The sequence below is a fragment of the Thalassospira sp. genome, assembly GCF_002709775.1.
GTDB lineage: Bacteria > Pseudomonadota > Alphaproteobacteria > Rhodospirillales > Thalassospiraceae > Thalassospira.
Genome location: NZ_PAQR01000031.1, coordinates 1 through 18,821 on the forward strand (window position 1 = coordinate 1; position 18,821 = coordinate 18,821).

Annotated in this window: 19 protein-coding genes; 16 read left to right on the top strand and 3 right to left on the bottom strand. The window is 55.1% G+C overall.

What is annotated here, in order from left to right:
* Positions 1-207 precede the first annotated feature (207 nt).
* The 13 genes from CMO10_RS12025 (at position 208) to CMO10_RS12085 (ending at position 11,829) form a co-directional block, all read left to right on the top strand.
* A complete protein-coding gene (locus tag CMO10_RS12025) occupies positions 208-609 on the top strand; it encodes a ribbon-helix-helix domain-containing protein (RefSeq protein WP_007090702.1) in 402 nt (133 codons plus the stop codon).
* Positions 606-1,586 (top strand): P-type conjugative transfer ATPase TrbB, encoded by a 981-nt coding sequence (gene trbB, locus CMO10_RS12030; protein ID WP_007090701.1) that lies wholly within the window; start codon positions 606-608, stop codon positions 1,584-1,586. The genes CMO10_RS12025 and trbB overlap by 4 nt, the downstream gene beginning before the upstream one ends.
* A gap of 13 nt (positions 1,587-1,599) precedes the next feature.
* A complete protein-coding gene (locus tag CMO10_RS12035; RefSeq protein ID WP_040059982.1) occupies positions 1,600-1,935 on the top strand; it encodes a TrbC/VirB2 family type IV secretion system protein in 336 nt (111 codons plus the stop codon).
* On the top strand, positions 1,935-2,204 hold the full coding sequence (locus CMO10_RS12040; protein ID WP_297022404.1) for a VirB3 family type IV secretion system protein: 270 nt from the start codon (positions 1,935-1,937) through the stop codon (positions 2,202-2,204). Before CMO10_RS12035 ends, CMO10_RS12040 begins: the two co-directional genes overlap by 1 nt.
* The gene (gene trbE, locus CMO10_RS12045; RefSeq protein ID WP_007090698.1) at positions 2,198-4,648 is read left to right on the top strand and encodes a conjugal transfer protein TrbE; all 2,451 of its coding nucleotides are present in this window, start codon (positions 2,198-2,200) and stop codon (positions 4,646-4,648) included. The genes CMO10_RS12040 and trbE overlap by 7 nt, the downstream gene beginning before the upstream one ends.
* Positions 4,645-5,355 carry a P-type conjugative transfer protein TrbJ gene (trbJ, locus tag CMO10_RS12050; protein WP_007090697.1) on the top strand — a complete coding sequence of 237 codons (711 nt, stop codon included), beginning with the start codon at positions 4,645-4,647 and terminating at the stop codon, positions 5,353-5,355. Before trbE ends, trbJ begins: the two co-directional genes overlap by 4 nt.
* Before the next feature lie 17 nt (positions 5,356-5,372).
* On the top strand, positions 5,373-6,707 hold the full coding sequence (gene trbL / locus CMO10_RS12055; protein ID WP_297022411.1) for a P-type conjugative transfer protein TrbL: 1,335 nt from the start codon (positions 5,373-5,375) through the stop codon (positions 6,705-6,707).
* Positions 6,708-7,415 (top strand): conjugal transfer protein TrbF, encoded by a 708-nt coding sequence (trbF, locus tag CMO10_RS12060; RefSeq protein WP_297022413.1) that lies wholly within the window; start codon positions 6,708-6,710, stop codon positions 7,413-7,415. It abuts the gene before it with no gap.
* A gap of 5 nt (positions 7,416-7,420) precedes the next feature.
* Complete coding sequence (trbG, locus tag CMO10_RS12065; RefSeq protein WP_297022414.1) at positions 7,421-8,410, top strand: P-type conjugative transfer protein TrbG; 990 nt, start codon at positions 7,421-7,423, stop codon at positions 8,408-8,410.
* Positions 8,400-9,587, top strand: a complete 1,188-nt coding sequence (locus CMO10_RS12070) for a TraB/TrbI/VirB10 family type IV secretion system protein (RefSeq protein WP_297022416.1) — start codon at positions 8,400-8,402, stop codon at positions 9,585-9,587. The genes trbG and CMO10_RS12070 overlap by 11 nt, the downstream gene beginning before the upstream one ends.
* Positions 9,584-9,835 (top strand): DUF2274 domain-containing protein, encoded by a 252-nt coding sequence (locus tag CMO10_RS12075; RefSeq protein ID WP_071240715.1) that lies wholly within the window; start codon positions 9,584-9,586, stop codon positions 9,833-9,835. Before CMO10_RS12070 ends, CMO10_RS12075 begins: the two co-directional genes overlap by 4 nt.
* Positions 9,836-10,019: 184 nt before the next feature.
* Positions 10,020-10,922: a type IV toxin-antitoxin system AbiEi family antitoxin domain-containing protein gene (locus CMO10_RS12080; protein WP_297022443.1), complete on the top strand. Its 903-nt coding sequence runs from the start codon at positions 10,020-10,022 to the stop codon at positions 10,920-10,922.
* The gene (locus CMO10_RS12085; RefSeq protein WP_297022423.1) at positions 10,915-11,829 is read left to right on the top strand and encodes a nucleotidyl transferase AbiEii/AbiGii toxin family protein; all 915 of its coding nucleotides are present in this window, start codon (positions 10,915-10,917) and stop codon (positions 11,827-11,829) included. Before CMO10_RS12080 ends, CMO10_RS12085 begins: the two co-directional genes overlap by 8 nt.
* A 269-nt stretch (positions 11,830-12,098) precedes the next feature.
* Here CMO10_RS12085 and CMO10_RS12090 read toward each other — a convergent pair whose 3' ends face one another.
* The 3 genes from CMO10_RS12090 to CMO10_RS12100 are packed head-to-tail and all read right to left on the bottom strand — an operon-like array spanning position 12,099 to position 15,510.
* A complete protein-coding gene (locus CMO10_RS12090; RefSeq protein WP_297022426.1) occupies positions 12,099-13,040 on the bottom strand; it encodes a plasmid partitioning protein RepB C-terminal domain-containing protein in 942 nt (313 codons plus the stop codon).
* The gene (locus CMO10_RS12095) at positions 13,037-13,936 is read right to left on the bottom strand and encodes a plasmid partitioning protein RepB C-terminal domain-containing protein (RefSeq protein ID WP_297022428.1); all 900 of its coding nucleotides are present in this window, start codon (positions 13,934-13,936) and stop codon (positions 13,037-13,039) included. The genes CMO10_RS12090 and CMO10_RS12095 overlap by 4 nt, the downstream gene beginning before the upstream one ends.
* On the bottom strand, positions 13,936-15,510 hold the full coding sequence (locus CMO10_RS12100; protein ID WP_297022431.1) for a recombinase family protein: 1,575 nt from the start codon (positions 15,508-15,510) through the stop codon (positions 13,936-13,938). Before CMO10_RS12100 ends, CMO10_RS12095 begins: the two co-directional genes overlap by 1 nt.
* A gap of 175 nt (positions 15,511-15,685) precedes the next feature.
* Between CMO10_RS12100 and CMO10_RS12105 the strand changes: the two genes are divergently transcribed.
* The 3 genes from CMO10_RS12105 (at position 15,686) to CMO10_RS12115 (ending at position 18,554) form a co-directional block, all read left to right on the top strand.
* The gene (locus tag CMO10_RS12105; protein ID WP_297022434.1) at positions 15,686-16,048 is read left to right on the top strand and encodes a helix-turn-helix domain-containing protein; all 363 of its coding nucleotides are present in this window, start codon (positions 15,686-15,688) and stop codon (positions 16,046-16,048) included.
* Between the two features lie 589 nt (positions 16,049-16,637).
* Positions 16,638-16,877 (top strand): hypothetical protein, encoded by a 240-nt coding sequence (locus CMO10_RS12110; RefSeq protein WP_297022436.1) that lies wholly within the window; start codon positions 16,638-16,640, stop codon positions 16,875-16,877.
* Positions 16,878-16,907: 30 nt separating this feature from the next.
* Positions 16,908-18,554, top strand: coding sequence for a recombinase family protein (locus tag CMO10_RS12115; protein WP_297022440.1), 1,647 nt, complete (start codon positions 16,908-16,910; stop codon positions 18,552-18,554).
* Positions 18,555-18,821 lie beyond the last annotated feature (267 nt).

The window sequence follows — 18,821 nt, forward strand, 5'->3', positions numbered from 1 at the left end:
TCGACGAACTCCTCCCCTGGAACATCGACCTCCAAGCCTGATCCCCTCACGAAAACTGAAAACATTCTTACGTCAAGGTAGCCGTGAAAAGACGCTTACGTCCCCACTTCGTTAACGAAGGTAATTTGGCGTATGTGGGGGCCATAAGAGATTCCCCGCTCTTCCTCCATTCTTCCCTGACCTTTTCCGATAGTCAGGGCAGGGGCAATGAAGCCGCGTCACAACATCTATATCGATGCCGACACTAGTGCCGAACTTGAAGCACTGGCTGCACGCCCGGGCACCTCCAAATCGGCGATCATCGGCGATGCCCTGCGTCATTATCTCCGTCATCGCGGTGCCAATGCCCTTGATGAAGCTTTGCGCATTCGCCTGGACCGCCTCAGCCGCGAGAGTGCCTTGGTCCGTCGGGATATCGACGTCCTGACAGAAAGCCTTGCTTTCTTCGTGCGGCTCTATCTCACCTTCAATGCGCATACCCCGGTGCCGGACAAGGCCACCCAGGCGGTGGCCAATGAGCGCTATCAGAAATTCATCGAACAGGTCGGCCGCCAGATTGCCGGTGGACGCAAATCGTTCGAGAGCGACGAGACGGAGGCGGAACAATGAACACCGTCTCCGAACAGCGCCGACGCGACATGCTGCGATCCGCACTGGGCAGCCCGATCTCTGAAGCGCTCAAGGATCCGGCCGTGATCGAGATCATGGTCAATCCGGATGGCAAGCTGTGGCTGGACCGGCTGGGGCAGGGCTGCATCGATACAGGGGTGGTTATCCACCCGGCCGAGGCGGAACGGATCATCCGTCTGGTGGCATCACATATCCGCACAGAAACCCATGCTGATCAGCCGATCGTCAGCGCCGAACTTCCGGCTCAAACCAATGCCGTCGGTGGCGAACGTTTCGAGGGATTATTGCCGCCCGTCGTACGAGCCCCCTGTTTTACCATCCGCAAACCGGCCGAACGCATCTACACACTCGCCGATTATGTCCGTGACCGGATCGCGCTGCCACTGCAGGCCGATGCCCTGCGCAAGGCAGTACGTGATCGCAGGAACATCCTGATTGTCGGCGGGACCTCATCTGGCAAAACCACACTGGCCAATACGCTGCTCGCCGAGATCGCCGATTGTGAGGATCGGGTGATCCTGATCGAGGATACGCGTGAGCTGCAATGTGCCGCACGTGATTGCGTGGCGCTGCGGACCCGGCGCGATTTGGTGTCGCTGTCCGATCTGGTGCGCTCGACCCTGCGCCTGCGGCCTGACCGGATCATTGTTGGCGAGGTGCGGGGACCGGAAGCGCTCGACATGCTCAAGGCCTGGAATACAGGTCACCCCGGCGGTCTTGCGACCGTGCATGCCAACTCCGCCCATGCCGCACTCTATCGTATCGAGCAACTGGTGCAGGAAGTGGTCACGGTCGTGCCGCGTCACCTGATTGCCGAGGCGATTGATCTGGTGGTGTTCATCTCCGGACGTGGCCCGGCGCGCAGGATCGAGACCATCGCCACCCTCAATGGCCTGGATGGCAATGGCGATTACGCCCTGACCCCGCTCTCTCTTCCTCGCCTGCAATCGATCTGAATGGAGGAAATTCATGTCTGCAAGACATTGCGCATTATCACGCACTCTCCCGTCAGCTTTCTGTCTGGCGGTAGTCATGCTGATCGCTCTGGCACCCGATGCCATGGCTGCCGGTTCGGGTATGCCGTGGGAAGAGCCGTTGCAGCGCATTCTGGAATCCGTTCAGGGACCGGTGGCCAAGATCGTTGCGGTGATCATCATCATCGTCACCGGTCTGACCCTGGCCTTCGGCGAAACCTCCGGCGGGTTTCGGCGCCTGATCCAGATCGTATTTGGCCTGTCGATCGCCTTTGCCGCCAGTTCCTTCTTCCTGTCCTTCTTCTCGTTTGGCGGTGGGGCGCTGATCTGATGCGTGATGATCGATCCGTCGAGGGGTTTGATATCCCGGTCCATCGGGCACTGCCCGAGCCGATCTTTCTCGGTGGCGCACCGCGTTCGGTCGCAATCCTGAATGGCACGTTTGCGGCGGCCATCGGGCTTGGCCTGCAGCAATGGGTTGCCGGGTTGGGGTTGTTCTTTATCGGCCAGACACTGGCAGTGTTTGCTGCCAAGCGTGATCCGGATTTTTTACCGGTCCTCGCCCGCCATCTGCGCCAGAGGAGATGGTGGCGATGCTAAACCTTGCCGAATATCGCAACAAGAATGAGTGTCTCGCCGATCTCCTGCCATGGGCGGCTCTGGTCGCACCGGGGATTATCCTGAACAAGGATGGCAGCTTTCAGCGGACATTTCGGTTTCGGGGGCCCGATCTCGAAAGTGCGACCGAGGCCGAACTGGTCGGGTTCTGTGCGCGGGTCAATAATGTGCTCAAACGTCTCGGCTCGGGCTGGGCGCTGTTCTTCGAGGCAAGCCGAAGCGAGGCCGAGACCTATCCGGTGTCTGACTTTCCCGATCCGGCCTCATGGCTGGTCGATGAGGAACGCCGGGCCGCCTTTGCCGAGGCACGTCAGGGGGCACATTTCGAAAGCCGCTATTATCTGACCTTGCTGTTCATACCGCCGCCTGATCTCCAGTCACGCGGCACAAAGCTGTTTGTGGAAACCGGCCGGAAGGAAGAAGGACGGAACTGGCGGCTGGAGCTGGAACGCTTCACCGAGGATACGGAGCGGGTGCTGGACCTGCTGGCGGGCTTCATGCCCGAGGTCGTGCCGTTGGATGACGACGAGACGCTGGCGTTTCTCCATGACACCGTCTCGACCAAACACCATCCGGTGCATGCGCCCGAGATTCCGGTCTATCTTGATGCCATCCTGGCCGATACGCCGCTTGTGGGTGGTCTTGAGCCGATGCTGGGTGATTGGCATCTGCGCAGCATCACCATACTGGGTTTTCCCGATACGACCCGTCCCGGCGTGCTGGATGCGCTCAATCATCAGGATTTTGCTTATCGCTGGGTCTCACGTTACATACCTCTGGACCGTACTGACGCCAATAGAGTCCTGACCCGCCTGCGCCGGCAATGGTTCGCCAAGCGCAAATCGGTTGCCGCCATTCTGCGTGAGGTGATGACCAATGAGGCGTCAGCACTTGTTGATAGTGATGCGGACAACAAGGCGGTGGATGCCGATGCCGCCCTGCAGGCGCTGGGCGGTGATCATGTCGGGTTCGGTTATCTGACGGTTACGGTGACGGTCTTCGATTCTGATCTTCAGGCCGTCGAGGACAAGATCAGAACGGTCGAGCGGATCGTCAATGGGCATGGTTTCACAACAATCCGCGAGACGATTAATGCGGTCGAAGCCTGGCTTGGCAGTCTGCCGGGCCACGTCTATGCCAATGTGCGCCAGCCTTTGATCCACACGCTTAATCTGGCCCATCTCACACCACTCTCGGCGGTCTGGGCCGGGCCGATGGGTAATGCGCATCTCTCCGAGGTTACCGGGCAGTTCTGTCCACCATTGTTTTATGCACAAACCTCGGGGACCACACCCTTTCGCTTTTCCACACATATCGGCGATGTCGGGCATATGCTGATTGTCGGGCCGACCGGGGCGGGCAAGTCGGTTCTGCTCGCCCTGATGGCGATGCAGTTTCGCCGTTACCCCGATGCGCAGATCTATATGTTCGATAAGGGCAACTCGGCCCGCGCCGCGGTACTTGCCATGGGTGGGGAGCATTATCCGCTTGGCGCCAGTGAAGGCCTGTCTTTTCAGCCGCTACGCGAGATCGACGATCCGACGATTCGAAGCTGGGCGGCGGACTGGATTGCGATGCTGCTTGATCACGAGAAGGTCCGTGTGACGCCCGAGATCAAGGATATGGTCTGGTCAGCCCTTTCCAGTCTGGCAAGTGCGCCGGTCGCGGAACGGACGCTCACCGGTCTTGTCATGCTTTTACAGTCCAATGCGATCAAGGCAGCGCTTCAGCCTTATACGCTGGAAGGCCCGCTTGGCTATCTGCTTGATGCCGCCGAAGACCGGCTAACACTCTCTGATATCCATTGTTTTGAGACCGAGGAACTGATGAACCGGGCCGGGGCGGTGCTGCCGGTTCTGACCTGGCTGTTTCATCGGCTGGAAGCGCGGTTTGATGGTCGCCCGAGCCTGCTCATTCTCGATGAGGCCTGGATCTATCTCGATAACCCGCTGTTTGCCGCGCGGATTCGTGAATGGCTCAAGGTTCTGCGCAAACGCAATGTTTCGGTGATCTTCGCCACCCAGTCGCTGGCAGATATCGCGGATTCAACCATTGCACCAGCCATCATCGAAAGTTGCCCGCAGCGGATCTTCCTGCCCAATGACCGGGCCATCGAACCGCAGGCGAGAGAGGCCTATGAGCACTTCGGTTTGAATAGTCGTCAGATCGACCTGATCGCCCAGGCCACACCCAAACGTCACTATTACCTGCAATCCAGACAAGGTAACCGGCTGTTTGAGCTCGGGCTCGGCCCGATCGCTCTGGCCCTGTGTGGGGCCTCGGACCCGGCCGCACAGAAACGCATTGATCAGATTCTGGCCGATCACGGGCATACGGATTTTGCCCAACACTTCCTCGCGGCCAGAGGGCTGGACTGGGCCGGGGATCTGATCGGGCAGTTTTCCCGAACAGGAGAAGCCTCATGAAACGCATCATGTTCAAAGCCATTTCAATTGTTTTGCCAGCTCTGTTCTGGAGCCATGTGGCCCTTGCCGCCTGGCCGGTATTTGATGCAACGAACTTCGCCCAGAACATCCTGCAGGCCAGCCGGGCGCTGGAACAGATCAACAACCAGATCCGCTCGCTTCAGAACCAGGCGACGATGTTGCAGAACATGGCGCGCAATCTCGAACGGCTGGATTATTCCTCCGCCAGCCAGATGATGAGTGCGCTCGACCGGATCGATGGCTTGATGATGCAGGCCGACGGGATCGGGTTTGATGTTGCCGAACTCGATCTGCAACTCGCCCGGCAATATCCCGACAGCTATGAGGACACCCTCAAAGCCAGTGACGCGGCGCGTGCTGCACGAGAGCGCTGGCAAAACACCATGACGGCCTATCGCAAAAGCCTGCGTTTGCAGGCCGGGCTTGCCGGCAATATCCAGCAGGACCGTCAGTTGCTCAATGATCTGGTGGCGCGAAGTCAGGGCGCTCCCGGGGCATTGGCCGCCCAGCAGACCGCCAATCAGTTGCTGGCGCTTTCGACAAAGCAGCAGATGCAGATCCAGTCGATGCTGATCGCCCAGCAACGGGCGGAAACCCAGGATCGGGCGCGGAAGGCCCAGAGTGAGGAAAGCGGGCGGGCTTTGACCCAACGTTTCCTCGGCACATCCAGTGTTTATGACGAATAATCGGATCGGGTTCGGGTATGGATGACCTTGGCATCATTGATCGCTTCATGGAGGTGTTTGGCCGCTATATCGATAGCGGCTTCGGCCTGCTATCGGGCGATGTCGGGTTTCTGACCTCCATCCTGATCGGGATTGATATCACACTGGCCGGTCTGTTCTGGGCGCTGGGTGGCGAGGACAATATTCTCGCCCGCCTGATCCGCAAAGTGCTCTATGTCGGGACCTTCGCGCTGATCCTCAATAATTTCCAAGCCCTGACCGGGATCATCTATGCCTCATTTGCCGGGCTGGGGTTGCAAACCGTACCGGGAAGCCTGACCGCAGACGATCTGTTGCGGCCGGGCAAGATTGCTGCAACCGGCTATGAAGCAGCCTGGCCGTTGATCGCGCAGGTCGGCAACCTGGTCGGCATTCCCGATCTCTTCGTCAATGCCCTGACCATCTTCGTACTGTTGCTGGCCTGGTTCCTGGTGATCATCGCTTTCTTCATCCTCTCGATCCAGCTCTTCATCACGGTGCTTGAGTTCAAGCTGACAGCACTTGCCGGGTTCGTATTGGTTCCGTTCGCGCTGTGGAACAAGACGGCCTTTCTGGCCGAACGCGTACTTGGCAATGTCATTTCATCAGGTGTGAAGGTGATGGTACTCGCCGTGATTGTCGGGATCGGTTCCACCCTGTTTACAAGTTTTACCAATGCCCTTCAGGGACAGGAACCCGACATGGCCGCAGCCATGTCGATGGTACTCGGAGCTCTGGCGCTTTTGGGGCTGGGTATCTTCGGGCCCGGTATTGCCTCGGGTCTGGTCTCAGGTGCACCTCAACTCGGTGCCGGGGCTGCACTTGGAACGGCCGGTGCAGCCGCCGGGGCGACGCTTTTGGTCGGTGGTGCTGCTTTGAGTGGTGTCGGAGCGGTTGCCGGGGGTGGTCTGGTTGCCCTGCGTGCGGCAACTGCACTTGGCGCTGGGGTCACAACGTCCTTTCAGGTGGGACGTGCCGCCTCGGGGGCGTCCGGTCTGGCCGGGACTGCTGCCGGTATGGGCGGTGTTGCCCGTGCGGCTGGAGGCAAGGCAAGTCAAACCGTGCGCTCAGTGTCGGATCGCGCCGTCAAAACACTGAAGCTGGAAGCCGAGAAGGGTAGGGCAGCAGCCTGGGCCGCAACCGGTGGTGCGCCAACCGGATCGGCAAGCTTTCGTGCCTCCAACAGCAATAGAGCATCTGCCCCCGACTGGGCCAGACGTCTGCGTCATGAACAGAATATGCGAGCTCACCGACACTCGACCACGCAGGCCGTGCGCGATAGTGATCGCCCCGGTGCTGGCGCCAATCCGTCTCTCGATGAAAAGGGGGAATAGATGCCGTTTAAAAGATCCCTGCAGCGTTATGGCACGACGCCCGAACCCGAAACGCCCTATCAGAGAGCCGGTCAGATCTGGGATCAGCGTATCGGATCGGCGCGCGTTCAGGCCCGAAACTGGCGATTGATGGCTTTTGGCTGTTTCGCATTGGCCTGTTCCTTGTCAGGTGGATTGATCTGGCAATCCCTGCAAAGCCGGGTGGTGCCCTATATCGTCGAGATCGACCGTTTCGGCGAGGCAAGAGCGATCGCACCGGTCGCGTCGGACTATCAGCCGACCGATGCGCAATTCGCCTGGTATCTGGCGCGCTTTGTCAAACTGGTGCGCTCGGTTTCCACCGATCCGGTGCTGGTCCGCCAGAACTGGCTGGCGGCCTATGATTTTGTCAACGGTCAGGCCGTACAGTTCCTCAACGATTATGCCAATCGTAACGATCCCTTCGCCGGGATCGGCGAACGGAGTGTGTCGGTCGAGGTCTCAAGTGTGGTGCGCGCATCGGATCAGTCCTTCCAGATCAAATGGCAGGAACGCATCTATGAGCGCGGTGCGCTGATGGGCACCGATCGCTGGACGGCCATCCTGACCGTGATTTCCAAACCACCGATCGATGCCGAAGAACTGCGCAAGAACCCGCTCGGGCTCTATGTCCGGGCGATCGACTGGTCGCGCGAGTTCGATACATCCTCTCCCGGATCGCAGGAGTAACGCTCATGAAACACAAAGCGATGATGCTCATCTGTTCTCTGATGGTTCTGACTGCCTGCAAAGCCGGAACCCCGCCGCCCGCAATCAGCTATGATCGGGAGGAATTTAAGCCCGCTAAAGTCGTGGCGGAAGCAGCACGTCCGGTCGAAATCGTCGAAGTCCCCAAACCCTTGCCCCTGCCGGGGCAATTGATGCCGTTCCCAGACCAATCACCGGCAGACAAGCTCTCGCCTGAAGAGCGGGTCGAGACGGCAAATACAGCAGCACTTCTGGAGCCGTCGAAACACGGATATGTCAATGCCGTGCAGGTCTATCCCTATAGTGAGGGGGCGCTCTATCGTCTCTATGGCGCGCCGGGGCATGTGACCGATATTGCCCTGCAGCCCGGTGAACAGCTCCGCGCCGTATCGGCCGGGGATACGGTACGCTGGGTGATTGGCGATACGACCAGCGGATCGGGGGATAACCAGCAGGTTCATATCCTGATCAAGCCCTTCGCACCGGCGCTTAAAACCAATCTCATGATCGCCACCGATAGGCGAACCTATCATCTGCAAATGCTCAGCACTGAAGAAACCGCGATGGCAGCTATTTCCTGGAGCTATCCGCAGGATCGTCTGGTGATGTTACGCCGGAACAATGCCGCTGTTCTTGCCGCACAACCGGTTGATCGCAATCTGGTGCTTGAGAAGATCAGCTTTGGCTATGAGATTGAGGGGGATCATCCATCATGGCGACCAATCCGGGCCTTCGATGACGGACGCAAGGTCTATATCAAATTCCCCGAGCATATTGATCGGGGCGAGGTACCACCACTGTTTGTGATCGGGGCCAATGGCGACACGCAACTGGTCAATTACCGCAAGCGCGGTACCTACTTTATTGTCGATCAGCTGTTCCGGATCGCTGAACTGCGTATGGGAACCGACCCGCAACAGGTAGTGCGGATCACGCATACCAAGGCTTCAGGTGGGGGAACTCGCCATGACGGATAGGCTTGAAGAGAGTTTTGAACTGCGCGGTCGGCCCGATGCCCGGATTGTTCGTTTCCGACGGAGTATCGTGATCGGGGTTACCGCACTGGGATCGGGAGCCCTTCTCGGGATCGCGATGATGGCGCTGCAAACCCCGTCCCTGAAAAACGCCAACGACAATGACGAGCTCTATCATGCCGGGCAGCAGGCAAGGCCCGATCAGTTGGAAAACCTGCCCAAGGATTATTCCGAGATAAAGCAGGATGTGCCAAAGCTCGGGCCACCCTTGCCGGGCGATCTCGGGCGTCCGATTGTCGCAACCCAACGCGCCCAGGGATTGGATGTCACGTCCGGCGAACTTTCGCTCGCCGAGCAGCGGCAGGCCCAACAGGCAATTGATGCAAGGGAGTCCGGTGTGTTCTTTTCGCTGGCTAATGCGGTGTCGTCTGAACGACCGTATAGTCAAGCTTCCGAAAATCGAGTGGCGATAAATGGGGATGTTGCCTCAAGCGCTACTGATACCGATCCGAATGCGGTTCCGGACGAACCGCAGCGCGAGCTCGACTTCATGCGCGACTATGATGATGGCGGGATTTACAATCCGCATCCGTTGGAAACACCAGTCTCTCCTTGGCAGGTCATGGCAGGCAGCATCATTCCGGCCAGCCTGGTTACCGGGATCAATTCTGATCTGCCCGGTCAGATCATCGCCCAGATGGATGCCAATGTGTATGATACGGTGACCGGATCAACCGTGCTGATCCCGCAGGGGGCGCGACTGATCGGGACCTATGACAGTGTGGTTGCCTTCGGTCAGTCGCGCGCGCTGGTGGTCTGGCAGCGCATCTTGATGCCCGATGGAACGTCGATCCGGCTTGATAACATGCCGGCTTCCGATGCCAGCGGTTATGCCGGGCTCGAGGATGAAGTCGACTATCATACATGGCAGCTTCTCAAGGGCATCTCGCTGGCAACCCTGCTCGGGGTCGGAACCGAACTGACGCTTGGCAGCGACGAGAGCGATCTGGTGCGCGCCATTCGCGAGAGCACCCAGCAGAATGTTGATCGGGCCGGACGGCAGATCACCGAGAAGAACCTCAATATCCAGCCGACCATCAAGATCCGTCCCGGCTGGCCGGTCCGGGTGATCGTCCAGCGCGACCTTGTGCTTAAACCCTATGGTGGAGAGCAGAGATGATGAAGCTTGCCAAACTGCCCGACCGCAAACCGGTCAAACTGACGGTGACTGTCAATGCCGATCTGAACCGGAAGCTCCGCGATTATGCAACGCTCTATCGGGAGACCTATGGTGAGAGCGAGGCAGTTGCCGAATTGATCCCGTTCATGCTTGAGGCGTTTCTTGAGAATGATCGGGCCTTTGTACGGGCGCGGAAGGAGGGGTTGAAAGGTGGCGCGCAGGAGGGGCGGCAAAGCAAATCGTCGTGAGTGATGTGGGTCAGGTGTCAGTCTCATATGATGCCGGGGGCGGTGTTACAAAAGCTCGGCATTGTGAATAGACGCCGAGTTTTTGTAACATCTTGACGTAGGGCGCTGCTCTCAAGGTGTTTTATGAAAGCATCATTTTGATGGTTAATAGCCATTAAAAGCCAGGAAATTAAAAATTCAATTGATGATTTTTTCAAAAAATGCGATTTTGATGGTTATGAGCCATCAAAGAACACCAAGATTGAAACCGATGCTGGAGCGGGTGCCACCCGGCTTTCTGGTTGATGCGGCATGGCTGAAGCGGTTTGGCGTCGATCCCAAATCGATCCATAACTATGCCGAGCGCGGTTGGCTGGAGCGGGTAGTCCGGGGTGTTTACCGTCGACCATTGTCACGCACGGATCATTCAGCCCGTTTGAACCGGAATCCCGCTCCCGATTGGCAGCTCGTTTTGCTGTCGATCCAGTCGATCATGGAGCATGAGGTCCATCTGGGAGGATTGAGTGCACTGACCTTCCATGGCTTCTCTCATTATCTGTCACTGGGCAACAAAGAGCGTATCTATCTCTATGGCGAGGTACCGTCCTGGCTTGTCCGGTTGCCGGGAGAGACAGAGTTCATTGTCCGCTCGACCAACCTGTTTGCGGATGATCCGGCCGGTATCGAGAATGTGGAGCGTCAACTTGAGAACATGAACGGTAATACAGGCCCAACCGTCAGTCCGTGGCATTGGCCGCTCAAGGTATCCTCACCAGAACGGGCGATCCTTGAGGCACTCGATGAATTGCCGTCGCATGCCAGCTTTGACAATCTCGACATGATTTTCCAGGGACTTGCCAATTTGCGACCGAAACATCTCATGACCCTCTTGCGCGCTTGTCAGAGCATCAAGGTCAAACGGTTGTTTTTCGTTTTTGCCGATCGTCATTCCCACGCCTGGCTGAAATATCTCGACAAATCTGAGATCGATTTGGGATCGGGGCCGCGCGCCTTGATCAAGGAGGGAAAAATACATCCGATCTACCGGATTTCAGTCCCCGCAGCATTCATGCCTTCGGAGCAGGGGGAGGGGAGCCATAATGCGTGAGCGCTATGTCGAACAGGTCCGGCTGCTGATACGCCTCCTGCCGGTGATTGCGCGAGAGGAGGTCTTTGCGCTGAAAGGCGGTTCGGCGATCAATCTTTTCTACCGAGATTTGCCTCGTCTGTCTGTTGATATTGATCTGACATATTTGCCAATCGAAGATCGGGAGACGTCCCTTGCAAATATTGATCAGGCGCTCGACCGGATCATTGCAGCGGCAAGCCTCGAGAACAGGGATGTACGGTTTCAGCGGATCGCTGGTGGCGGAAATCTGGAAACCCGGATCATGGCCACGCAAGGAACGACCAACGTGAAGATCGAGACGTCTCCGGTCATGCGCGGCACGGTTCTGCCGCCTGTATTGCACAAGGTATCGGATGCCGTGGAAGAAGCCTTCGGGTTTGCCGAGATGCATGTCCTCTCATTTGAGGACTTATATGCCGGGAAGCTGCATGCCGCTCTTGATCGCCAGCATCCGCGGGACCTGTTTGACGTCAAGCTGCTATATGAAAATGAAGGGCTGACCGAAGACCTACTGCGGGTTTTTCTGGTCTATGTCAGCACATCAGGACGGCCGTCGCATGAGTTGCTGGCACCGGCACTTGTTCTGATTGAGGAACTGCATGATCAGGAATTTGCGGGGATGACGCGAGACGAGGTCAATCCTGTCGATCTGGAAAACGTACGATCACGGTTGATTGCCGATATCCGAAATGCTCTCACAGGGGACTTTGCCCAATTCCTGTTGTCGCTGCATGATGGGGAGCCGGACTTTAACCTTATAGGCTTGCCTGCAGCAGAACAGCTTCCGGCTGTTCAATGGAAGCTTCTTAATCTGCGACGCCTCAAGAATGAGAACCCGGTCAAGCATGAGGAATTGCGGGGAAGATTGGAAGAGTTGCTTTCCTGATACCTGTTGGACGCCATGTGATAGCCTGCTGATGTTTCTTAAAAATAGTTTATGAACGGGGAGCGCGCCAAGGGATTTTTCTTCATCTTGGCGCGCTCAACCCTATCGAAGGCAACCAGATACTGGGTAGCCTACGCGGCCGATCTTATGACTATCGGCCTGACGGGCTCCGAACGGGATCGCCGTCATCCCCGTCTCCGCTCTTGATCCGCCCCTGCCGACGGCTTCTCCTGCGGTCCCGGCGCTTATCGGGTCCCGATCCCCATCAATCATTCCGCGGCACTGTAGACAGGTGCAATCCTTTCGATTTCAGCAACGGACTGAAATTCGGAAAGGTATTCCTGACGGTGTTGGGATAACCAGCGTACCACCCCCGCATTGCCAATGAGTTTTCGGATATATCCTTTGGCAATGGTCAAGTGCAGATTATCTATTCCATAAGTGTCCTCTACCGACTTCACCTGAACCTGGAGGCTAGCCAATTCTCGCTCCATTCGGGAGATTTGTTCCGTTGTGATTGCACGCTCACCTGTCCGTTTTTTCTTGAGCGGATCGATGAGCATGTCTTCTGGGGTGCTTGCCAGAATTGCTCTTGCAAAAACAACGGTGAAATTTTTCTGCCCTATCATTAGTTCGGCGGCTTCGATCTGACGCATTGGTGTCAAACGTTTCAGTATATCGAAGCTTGCAGCGGGACAGGGGCTATCTTTGAGGATGTTTACGGCATCCTCGCAAATCCCTTCCAGCAGTCTCTTGCGTTTCTTGATGGTTTGAACGTCAAGGCAAAGGGCTTCGGCTATCATCTCTTCCGTCACGCCGCGCTTGATCGCGCGCAAGATCATCCTGTGTTCCTGAATGGGCGGAATTCGGTTGATCTTCTTGTTGTATGTGTAGGTCTCGTCATCGGTTGCGATGAGGCATTCAACTTCAGATATGCCGAGATCTTTAAGGGCTTCGATCCTCAAATGACCATCAAGCAGAAAATATTGACCAAGTTGCTTGGGATTTGCGATGACAACTGGTTGCTCAACAAGTCCAACGGCCCGGGTCGTACTCAGAATCTGCTGATATTTATGGCTTTCCTTTGTGCCTGGGCGCATTGTCTTGAGCGGAACAATTTCCTCTACATTGAGAAACTTGCTTTCATTCTCGAATGCCGATCGTACTCTCTTGCGATCGTTTCTCTCGCTTTTTACGGTGTCGTCGGTCATGCGTCTGTCCTCCCTTCGATCCGCTCTGCCAAAGGACCGGGCATGGTATCGAGTCCCTCTGTTCGCAGAAGAGTGGAAAATCCCTCGTCCGAGAGAAGATCTTTCATAGCTTCGACAATGAATAACAAGCGGGCCTGAGCAAAATCGGCCTTGCGTGCCAATAACCGTTGCTTTTCAGCTTCTCGCTCGTAGACACGTATTAAATCCTCGGCGCTTGGCCGTTTGGAGTCTCTTTTTTGACCAAGCTTCAGTTTGGATAGGCCGCGGCGCTGTTTCAGGCGCATATCCAGCAAGCGGCGAATGGCCCCGATTTTCTTGCCTTTGATCTTGCCGCTTTCATAAGCATCTATCAAAATGGATTGGGATTCATCATCTCCGGACATTGCTATTTCAATGGCTACTCCGATTGGAATGAGCCCGGTCTCAACCGCTGAAACGAGACGCTCTTCTCCACGTTCCAGTAGGGTAATGACATGATAAACCCAGCCACGTGAACATCCGGTTTTCTCTGCGATTTCAGTATCGCTGTAACCGCGTTTGGCCAAACTGCCGATCTCGGCCATGAGGTCGATGGGTCTGTGCGGGCGTCTTGCGATATTCTCGACAAGGCTCATCATCAGGCAGTCCGGTTCGTGCGCGTCGATGATAACCGCCGGGATAATCTCTTCGCCAAGCATGCGGAATGCCTCAAGCCGCCCTTCACCGCAGACGAGGTCATAGCGCACCTTACCTCCAGATTGACGTCGGCTGACGGTGATTGGACGTTTCAGGCCAACAGCAGCAATATTATCCACTATTTCCTGATGTTGACGTCGATTGCGGGCACGGGGATTCAACACCTGAATGGCGTCAACAGGGATCGTCTCTATGATATGAGTTTGCGGTGCCTTGTTCATCAAGCTGCCTCCCGGATGCGGACCGGCGCCGCAAGTTCGTACAAGAGATCAAGGGTTTCGACACGGTAGGCATCAAACGACAGTTCGTTCTCTTCAGTGAGCCGGATTTTGTCGGCTGTCCGGTCGATGCGTGGGAAAAGGTAAAAGTCGAATGGTTGTTTGTTAAGGGGGTCCATGCGTACGGCGACAGTAATGTCGGGGTTGTGACCGGTATCGAAACGTAGCCGCCAGCGAAGAGCTCCGGTGGGAGTTTCCTTGCACCGGGCAATGACGGTCGCAAGCGAGAATTCATTATTTACAACAAGCAGGTCGGTATCTTCTTCCCTGAAAACGGCAGCGCCGACAATATTAAGTCCGGTTATGATTTCCTCGATGATTTCCGGATGAAGGCGACGGAGATTCCGGTTTATCTCGATATAGCGATAATCACGGCGGGGCGTATAGCCGATGAGTTGATATGCGCGCAAAAGGCTGCCGAAGCGGTGCCCGTATGAACTGCTTGAGGGCAAATTTTCCGTTTCATCAATGATCAGTCCTGATAGTTGGCCATGAGTTTCGTATAACTCTTTCAACCCACTTAACATTTCCTGATTAGTGAGGCGGCGCGAGCGATTCGCTATGATAGTTTGTACCGTTTCGAATAGGTTTCGTTCGACGATGCCTTTAAATGCTCCTTTCGCTCTGATCCACATATCAGAATGATTTCGGATCCGTTTCTTCTTGAGTTTGAATGAAACCCGGTTCCATACATTGTCGCCGATATATTTTGGGTTGATGAGTATTTGGTGCACGGTGCCTCTGGTCCAGGGTCTGTTGAAGTCAGACAGTATGCCGTGACCATTCAGAATATCTGCGATCTCTTGCTCTGCTTTACCGTCCTCTACAAACGTCCGGTACATCCAGCGGACTGTCTCGACTTCTTCTTCTGGTCCGGGAACAAGGATTACCCGGTCCGTTTGGAGGTTTTTTTGTTCACCAGGATCAAGGGTTCCCAACTGTTCGCCATGCTGATTGACACGCATTCGGCGCAATCCAAACCCGGCAGGACCACCTTGACGGAAGCCATGCTCAATCAGCCTGCATTGACCGGAAAATACTTTGACGGATAGCTCCCGGCTATATTCGCCCGCCATTGCACGTTTAACGCCTTTGACAATGGTTGCTACCGGGCTGCCATCGTTGGTGAACTGTTCCGCACAATATTGAACTTCTTTGCCAGCGCGACGGCAGATGTATTCGTAATAGGCGCTTTCATCTGCATCCTGAAAACGTCCCCAGCGGCTGACATCATAGACGAGAATAACATCGAAGTCGGTTAAGCCGTTTTCAACGTCATTAATCAGTTGCTGAAGAGCGTCTCTGCCCTGGATGTTAAGGCCGCTTTTGCCTTGGTCGGTGTAGGTTTGTACAATTTCGATGCCGTTTTGAGCTGCATAATCTCTGATGGCTGCGGATTGGTTTTCGGTGGAGTATTTTTGGTGATCGGTAGACATGCGCACATATTCGGCAGCCCGCTTTAAAGGGGGGCTCTCATCAGGTTTGCCCGGATTGCTTGATGTCTGCCATTCACTCACATCGAAAACTTTCAATGCTGTAACAGAAGCGCATTAAAATCCAACATATAGTTGATAAAAGTCAACAAAAATATCCATTTTGTTGGGGAAGGTGACGTCAAACTGGGATGTTTTCGCTCGAAAGACTGGGCGATAAGATTGAGAGAGATGCTATATTCAGGCAATTGATGCAGTGGTGAACAACAAGTCGTTGGAATATATGATTGTAGAGAACCGGATTAAGAAGAAGCGAAAAGCACGTGGATTAACCCTAAAACAGCTGGCCGAGATTGTCGGGGTCAGTAACCAGCAAATCAGCCATCTTGAAAATGGTAGGCGTCGCCTGTCTGTTGAGTGGCTGCTACGAATAGCCGAAGCTCTGGAGTGCCAGCCCTCTGATTTGCTTGTGGAGCCGGGCAAGCCGCATGATGCTCGTGAACGCGCAATAATTGAACTTTTCCGGGAGCTGTCAGAAGAACAGCAGGAAGCTTTTATGCAGGCAGTGACTGCGCTGGCGAAACTGGCAAGGCTGAGAGACGAGGTTGTTGTCGGAGGCTGATTAGCCCGCTCTAAAACATATGCAAGAAAAATTGGTAGGGTGGTGATCTCAATGAAGTTTCTCAACGTTATTTGAGGGTTTTGACAGCTGGTAATAGAAGTAGGATCGGTATGCATTGACGCCCCTGTCTTCTTCTTGGCGGCACTCTCTCGCATATCGTAGAGATACCGGAAAGTCCTTGAATACCAAGGGTATTAATGTGCATCGCTCACCTGAAATGCTTCCCATAAAAATCTACGTATAAAGACATTGATTTGGGCTTTAAACCAAAAGTTTGCTCTGTTTAATACTTCCAAAATCACGATCCCCGTGACAAACCGGGACATGAATAATCAGCCTAGCCTCTCCAGAACCCGCTTAACCTGTACAGCTGACTATTTCCTGTCCCTAGCGGTCGTGATTGCCAAGGCATAATAATTTTTCATCGTTGTCTCCTGATAGTTGATTTGATCGCGTCATCGGAGGCAATCGTGCGAACATTACGCTTATTAAGCAAAAACGTGTGTCTGTCGTATTTGAGTGTGGTTCCTATGATTTTTTGTCTAGATCATCCTTGGGAGACCTATCCACTGCATGAAGAGGTGAACCGATGGCTAAGAAACTAGAGGCAAGGGTAGCTGTAATGCCTCCGGTTAACGATAACGACTGGTCGGGGGATGGACTGGAAATTAAACAGGACCCGCATGTTTGTATGATCGCCCGTGCCATAGGCTATCATATCGCTAGACAACATTATTTGGCTTGGGAGAAAACGCAGCGTCGGGTAGCCAATGACAATAGTCCTGCCACATTGGGAGAAGAGATAGAGGGGCAAGGCCCCAAAGGGTGAACCTTTTATTTTACGAGAAAGGAAAGCCTCATGTCCCGTGTAGCACTCTATGCCCGTTACTCCTCCGACAACCAGAGTGAAAACTCTATCGAAGATCAATTCCGTATTTGCCGGGAGCAGGCAAAGCGGGAGAGATGGCGAATTGTCGGCACCTACCACGATGCGGCCATCTCGGGTGCCAGCATAACTTTGCGACCGGGTGTTCAAAGCCTGTTGCAGGACGCGCAGGCGAAGAAGTTCGATGTGGTGCTGGCAGAGGCATTGGACCGTGTCAGCCGGGATCAGGCCGATGTTGCGACTTTGTTCAAACATCTGAAGTTTGCCGGAGTGCGGATCGTTACATTGGCCGAAGGTGAAATCTCCGAACTGCATGTTGGCCTTAAGGGCACTATGAATGCGCTCTTTCTCAAGGATCTTGCTGATAAAACCCGTCGTGGTCTTCGTGGTCGTGTTGAGAACGGTAAGTCCGGCGGCGGGGTTTGCTACGGCTATGATGTTGTAAAGCGTCTGAACAGCGACGGCGAGCCAGTTACGGGTGAGAGGAAAATCAACGAGGCAGAAGCCGAAATTGTTCTCCGTATTTTCCGTGAATTTTCTGCGGGTAAAAGTCCGAAGGCGATCGCTGCTGATCTCAATCGGGAAGGCATACCCGGACCGTATGATCGTGTTTGGGGCGATACAACCATTCGTGGGCATGTTTCCCGAGGAACTGGTATTGTGAATAATGAACTTTATATCGGAGTAATGGTCTGGAACCGGCTTCGTTATGTAAAGAACCCGGCGACTGGAAGGCGGGTTTCACGACCTAATCCAGAAACCGAGTGGGTTCGGACTGAGGTGCCTGGGTTGCGTATCGTTGACGATGATCTATGGCAGGCCACGCGTCGTCGGCAGGAAGAAATTTCCAGGAAGTATGCAAATGTAACCAAGGGTGTTCGTGCATATCATGCCGCAAAGCTCAATAGCTTGCGCAGACCAGCTTTCCTGTTTTCCGGCCTTATCAAGTGCGGTTGCTGTGGTGGTAACTACGGCATCATCACCCGGGACCGTTATGGTTGTCTGAATCGCTATCGTCGTGGAACATGTGACAATGGTCGGACAATTGTTCGGGATAAAATTGAAGCCCGTGTTCTGGCAGGGCTTACCGAAAAACTGGTTTCTGCAGAGGCGGTGGCGGAAGCGGTTCAGGCGTATGCCGAAGGTCTGAACCAGATGAACCGGGAGCGTCGCGCGCAAGTTGTCCTTGATTGGCAGAGACTTGAAAAGGTCGAGCGCGGGATTGCTGGTATCATGTCCGCTATTGAAGATGGAATGTATCAGTCGGTGATGAAGTCCCGTATGGAAGAGCTTGAGCAGGAAAAACAAGAGATCATCGCGCGTATGGATGAGGTTCCTCAAGACGTTCCTGATATCCATCCAAATGTTGCGGAGATTTACCGGAAGAAGGTGCAAAATCTGACTGCAGCTCTCGACGATCCACAGATGTATGCGGAAGCGGCAGACGCGATCAGATCCGTGGTTGGAGAGATAATTGTCACGCCGGGAGATAAGCGTGGCGACTATCAAATCAGCTTGCGTGGTGAGTTGATGGGGATTCTCGACATTGCGACCGGGCATAAAAACCAAAGTCCACCTGAAGTTATAACAAAGGTGGCCTCGGGCCCCCGCAACCAATAAAAAGACCCTGTCACCTTCGGTGGCAGGGTTTTTTATTGCCCGCAGGAACAGGATTTGAACCTTTGACCTCCTGTGGTTATGAGCCTTCTCATAACTTGAAGGCTGACGCTGTGAAGAAATCGCTCCAGTGGAGCGATTTTAAGCCGAAGGTCGAGCACGGCAAAGCCGCGCGCAGACTGCGCTGGTTCAAAACGCGCCACAAGCTCACTCCTCAACCACCCCATCCACAACACCCGCCTCTATCAGCTCCGCTGCCTCCGGGAACCA

Coding starts and splice junctions, on each gene's coding strand:
- trbF (WP_297022413.1), top strand. CDS start 6,708: ATGCCGTTTAAAAGATCCCTGCAGCGTTATGGCACGACGCCCGAACCC.
- trbJ (WP_007090697.1), top strand. CDS start 4,645: ATGAAACGCATCATGTTCAAAGCCATTTCAATTGTTTTGCCAGCTCTG.
- CMO10_RS12040 (WP_297022404.1), top strand. CDS start 1,935: ATGCGTGATGATCGATCCGTCGAGGGGTTTGATATCCCGGTCCATCGG.
- CMO10_RS12090 (WP_297022426.1), bottom strand. CDS start 13,040: ATGACCGACGACACCGTAAAAAGCGAGAGAAACGATCGCAAGAGAGTA.
- trbG (WP_297022414.1), top strand. CDS start 7,421: ATGAAACACAAAGCGATGATGCTCATCTGTTCTCTGATGGTTCTGACT.
- CMO10_RS12080 (WP_297022443.1), top strand. CDS start 10,020: ATGATTTTTTCAAAAAATGCGATTTTGATGGTTATGAGCCATCAAAGA.
- CMO10_RS12075 (WP_071240715.1), top strand. CDS start 9,584: ATGATGAAGCTTGCCAAACTGCCCGACCGCAAACCGGTCAAACTGACG.
- CMO10_RS12070 (WP_297022416.1), top strand. CDS start 8,400: ATGACGGATAGGCTTGAAGAGAGTTTTGAACTGCGCGGTCGGCCCGAT.
- trbL (WP_297022411.1), top strand. CDS start 5,373: ATGGATGACCTTGGCATCATTGATCGCTTCATGGAGGTGTTTGGCCGC.
- CMO10_RS12025 (WP_007090702.1), top strand. CDS start 208: ATGAAGCCGCGTCACAACATCTATATCGATGCCGACACTAGTGCCGAA.
- CMO10_RS12035 (WP_040059982.1), top strand. CDS start 1,600: ATGTCTGCAAGACATTGCGCATTATCACGCACTCTCCCGTCAGCTTTC.
- trbB (WP_007090701.1), top strand. CDS start 606: ATGAACACCGTCTCCGAACAGCGCCGACGCGACATGCTGCGATCCGCA.
- CMO10_RS12085 (WP_297022423.1), top strand. CDS start 10,915: ATGCGTGAGCGCTATGTCGAACAGGTCCGGCTGCTGATACGCCTCCTG.
- trbE (WP_007090698.1), top strand. CDS start 2,198: ATGCTAAACCTTGCCGAATATCGCAACAAGAATGAGTGTCTCGCCGAT.
- CMO10_RS12095 (WP_297022428.1), bottom strand. CDS start 13,936: ATGAACAAGGCACCGCAAACTCATATCATAGAGACGATCCCTGTTGAC.
- CMO10_RS12115 (WP_297022440.1), top strand. CDS start 16,908: ATGTCCCGTGTAGCACTCTATGCCCGTTACTCCTCCGACAACCAGAGT.
- CMO10_RS12110 (WP_297022436.1), top strand. CDS start 16,638: ATGGCTAAGAAACTAGAGGCAAGGGTAGCTGTAATGCCTCCGGTTAAC.